This is a genomic window from Nocardia aobensis NBRC 100429, assembly GCF_000308375.1.
GTDB classification, from domain to species: domain Bacteria; phylum Actinomycetota; class Actinomycetes; order Mycobacteriales; family Mycobacteriaceae; genus Nocardia; species Nocardia aobensis.
In genome coordinates this window covers 1-3,764 of sequence record NZ_BAFQ01000117.1, presented here as the reverse complement: position 1 = coordinate 3,764, position 3,764 = coordinate 1, and the positions used below count along the sequence as shown (strand labels likewise).

General features: G+C 69.4%; 5 protein-coding genes. 1 reads left to right on the top strand and 4 read right to left on the bottom strand.

Annotation, left to right across the window (positions count from 1 at the left end; translation table 11 throughout):
• From RJ03_RS14505 to RJ03_RS14495, 3 genes are all read right to left on the bottom strand, one after another.
• Positions 1-464, bottom strand: a 464-nt coding sequence (locus RJ03_RS14505) for an SDR family NAD(P)-dependent oxidoreductase (protein ID WP_036502421.1), incomplete at its 3' end; no start/stop codon positions are given.
• An 11-nt stretch (positions 465-475) separates the two neighbouring features.
• Positions 476-1,840 (bottom strand): DUF1003 domain-containing protein, encoded by a 1,365-nt coding sequence (locus tag RJ03_RS14500; protein ID WP_036502420.1) that lies wholly within the window; start codon positions 1,838-1,840, stop codon positions 476-478.
• Positions 1,841-1,982: 142 nt separating this feature from the next.
• The gene (locus RJ03_RS14495; RefSeq protein WP_083870822.1) at positions 1,983-2,390 is read right to left on the bottom strand and encodes a TetR-like C-terminal domain-containing protein; all 408 of its coding nucleotides are present in this window, start codon (positions 2,388-2,390) and stop codon (positions 1,983-1,985) included.
• On the opposite strand from RJ03_RS14495, the gene RJ03_RS35995 reads away from it, so the two are divergent.
• Positions 2,383-2,802, top strand: coding sequence for a TIGR03086 family metal-binding protein (locus RJ03_RS35995; RefSeq protein WP_218000965.1), 420 nt, complete (start codon positions 2,383-2,385; stop codon positions 2,800-2,802). The two genes, RJ03_RS14495 and RJ03_RS35995, sit on opposite strands and share 8 nt — an antisense overlap.
• Here the strand turns inward: RJ03_RS35995 and RJ03_RS14485 are convergent.
• A complete protein-coding gene (locus RJ03_RS14485; protein ID WP_036502419.1) occupies positions 2,780-3,661 on the bottom strand; it encodes an alpha/beta fold hydrolase in 882 nt (293 codons plus the stop codon). The genes RJ03_RS35995 and RJ03_RS14485 overlap by 23 nt on opposite strands.
• Between the last annotated feature and the right edge of the window lie 103 nt (positions 3,662-3,764).

Sequence of the window (3,764 nt, the reverse complement as noted above, 5' to 3'; positions counted from 1 at the left end):
ACACCCGTCGAGCGGATGCCGGCCACACTCGCGAGGTTCACCACCGCGCCGCCGTGCTCACCCATCCACGCCCGGTAGGCCTGCTGGACATAGCCCAGCGCCGCGACCACGTTGACGTCGAAGATCTTGCGCACCGCCCCGAGGTCGGCCTCCATCAGCGACCCGTAGACCGGGTTGATGCCGGTGTTGTTGATCAGGATGTCCAGCGATCCGAATTCGGCGACCGCGGTGTCCACCTGTTCGGCGCGCGCCGCCTCGTCACCCGAATTGCCCGCCAGCGCGACGACCGTGCCCGGATGGCCCAGCGCCCGCAGCCGGTCGGCCGCCTCGGCCAGTGGTTCCGGTTTGCGGGCGGTGATCAGCACATTCGCCCCGCGCCGCAGCAGTTCCGCCGCCACCGCGTACCCGATGCCGCGACTCGCGCCGCTGACCAGCGCACCCTTACCCAACAGATCCTCACTCATGGGTCGCGACCTTACGTCAGGTTCGCGTGGGCGGCGCCGCGGACCCGGGGCGGGGTGCTGCGCAGCACCTGGAAGCCGGCGCCGGAGACCATGGCCGGAATGCGCCGCGCGGCCTGCAGGTAGCGGATCCGCGCGGACTGGGGAAGCTCCGGCCACGGCAACGGTTCGGCGTCGTCGGGATCGGGGTGTTCGGATCCGCCGAGCAGGTCGCGCCGATCCGCGATCCGGCGTTCGTAGTCGAGCCGCGCCAGCAGCCCGATCTCGTCGTCGTCGAAGGTGACCGCGAAGGCCGGATCGAAGGCGGGCACCATGAAGCAGCCGATCGCGGCCAGATCCTCGCCGATCCCGCGGGCCTGCAGCCGATAGGTCCGGCGAGCCTGGTCGCTGAGCTCGTTCCAGTGACGCAGGGCGGCGGCGTCGGCCGGCGCCTCACCGGTGGTCATGACGGTGTGGGCGCGGGCCTGATGGTCGACCCGTTCGCTGGTTTCGTGCAGGGCCCTGCCGAGTTGTTCGCTGACCCGGTCGGTGACGTATCCGGTGAGGCTGTCGATGACGCGGTCCTGTGCGGTCAGCCGGGCCTTCATCCGCCGGCATTCGTGCAACACCGCTTGGGCATCGAGGAAGGTCTGCTCGGATCGGCGGTCACCGGTACGTCCGAGCACGTCCTGCCCGACCATGATCACGATCATGAACACCAGCTGGGCGAGTGTGGACAGAAACGCCATGAAGGCGAACGGGTACGGGTCCAGACGCTGAATTCCCGCCTGTGCCAGTACAACCCACAGAATCTGCGAACCGAGCGCGAGGTAGAAGCCCCAGACGCTGCCCAGCCGCTCGGTCAGCCACACCGCGATCCGGTCGTTGGTGCTGACCGCCTGGTCGGCGGCCTGCGGCGGCGACTGCACCCGATGCCGTTCGATCCACGGGTGCGGCGTCGATTCGAGCAGGCTCAGCCCCCGGCTGAGCGCGCGGTCGTGGTGGTCCAGATGCGCCTGCAGATCCGCGACCTGAGCGAAGATCGCCTCGGTGTTCTCGTAGGTCTGCACCGACCGGCGGTCGGCGGCGGCGCTGAGCACCCGCTGGCCCACCAGGATCACCAGGCACAGAATCAGTTGCGCGACGTTGTCGACGAACAGCAGGAACGGGAACGGATACGGGTCCACCGGGCGCAACGGCCCCCAGGTCGCCAGCGCCATCCAGGTGCTGAATCCGATGAGCACCAGATACAGCGCGGGCATCGACCCGATCCGGCGGGTGAGGGCGGCGGCCACGGCATCGTTGACACCGAGGCGTTCGTCGGCCATCGTCACCGCGCCGGTGCGCGTGTCCGGTTCGGCGCCGCCGCGCATCTCGTCGCCCCGGCTGTCGCTGCTCACCTCTACGGCCCCCTCGCCTGCGCTCGTCCGCTACCGCGCACTGTACGTGCCCGATATGGCGAGCGCGCATCCGATACACGGGGGAGCAGGACATGCGGCGGTGAAACCTTCAGTGGTGCAAGGGTTTCAGCCGTCTGCGACTTCAGTTCGCTCGCGCCGGCGCGTGCGACAGCAGCGTGGCGACCAGTTCGTGTGCGTAGTCCGTGGTCACCGGGCCCGCGCCGAAGAGCACGCGAATGTACATGGGCGCCAACAGGTGATCGAGTACGTCGAGGGCGCTGGGCGCGCGTTCACCGCGGGCGTGGGCCCGATCGAGCATGCTCTGGATCTGGCGGCCGCGTTCGGTGAGGAAGGCGTCGCGGGCGCGCAGGCCCGCATCGCCCGTACTCGACAGCGCGATCATCAGGCGCAGCACCGCGACTCCGTCGGGGCCGCTGACGTCGCGGGCCACGCCGGCGGCGTAGGCGCGCAGGTCCTCGGTGAGGTTGCCGGTGTCCGGAATCGGTGAGGTGCTGGTCAGCCAGCCGAGGGCGACCTCGGCGGTGAGCACCGAACAGGATCATCACGACGACTGGCTCGGCCGTGACCCGCACGCGGCCTTCGCCACCGCCGCCGAACTCGATCGCGCGGCCTGGCATCGGCCGGATGCCCTGTCCGCGACCGTGCGGCTGGGATTCGGCGCGGTACCCGCTCCCCTGGCCGCGCAGATCCATCGCACCGAAATCCTCGTCCACGGAATAGATCTCGCCGTCGTCGCCGGCCTGTCGGACCGCATCGACGAACGGCACAGCGCCGAACTGCTGGCCACCATGCGGGCGATGGACTTCGACATGTTCCGCCGGCCCGGGATGTTCGCGGCGGCGGTCCCGGCCCCCGCGGACGCGCCGCCGCATCGGCAACTGCTGGCCTTCCTCGGGCGCGACGTGCCCGATGTGTCGCTCAGCGTCGCAGCAGATCGGTGATCACCTCGACCACCGTGTCCGGCGCCTCCTCGGCCATGAAATGCCCGAGCGCGAGAGTGCGGTGATCGAGATCGGTCGCCCACTCGTGCCAGACCGCGGGCGCGTCGTAACCGAGTGCGGCGCCCCAATCCTGCTGAATCACGGTGACCGGCATGGTGAGTCGCCGTCCGGCGGCGCGGTCGGCACGATCGTGGTCGAGATCGACGGTGGCCGAGGCGCGGTAGTCGGCGACGATCGAATCGACCGCGTCGGCACACGCCCGCAGATATTCCGCGCGGACGTCATCGGGAATCGCCCCGGGGTGCAGGCACCAGGCGTCGAGGAAGTGGCCGAAGAATTCGTCGGCGCTCGCGCCGATCATGCGCTCGGGCAGCCCAGGCGGTTGGGCCATCAAATATAGGTGGAAGGCCACCGCGGCGGTGTGGCCGTGCAGGACCTCCCACATGTCCGGTGTCGGCAGCACATCCAGCACCGCGAGATGGGAGATCCGATCGGGATGGTCGAGTCCGGCGCGAATCGCGACCAGGGCGCCGCGGTCGTGCCCGGCCAGCGCGAACCGATCTAATCCGAAGTGGTCGGCCAGTGCGATCACATCCGAGGCCATCGTTCGTTTGGCGTAGGTGTCCGGGCCGGCGGCAACCGGTTTGCCGCTGTCGCCGTAGCCGCGCAGATCCGGGCACACCACCGTGTGCTCGCGGGCCAGCGCCGGGGCGACGTGGCGCCACATCAGATGCGTCTGCGGGAAGCCGTGCAACAGCACGATCGGAGTTCCGGAGCCGGCGTGCGCCACGGACAACGCGACATCCTCGGCAACCGGAACACGGTCGTAGTCGAAACCGGTGACGGTGGGTGCGGACATGCGGTGACGATCCCTTCTCTAGGCTGGTTCGGTGCGCGATCGATACTCGGCGGCGGGAATGAGCAACCGATGAGTGCGCAGCTCACCGACCCCGATGCGGCAC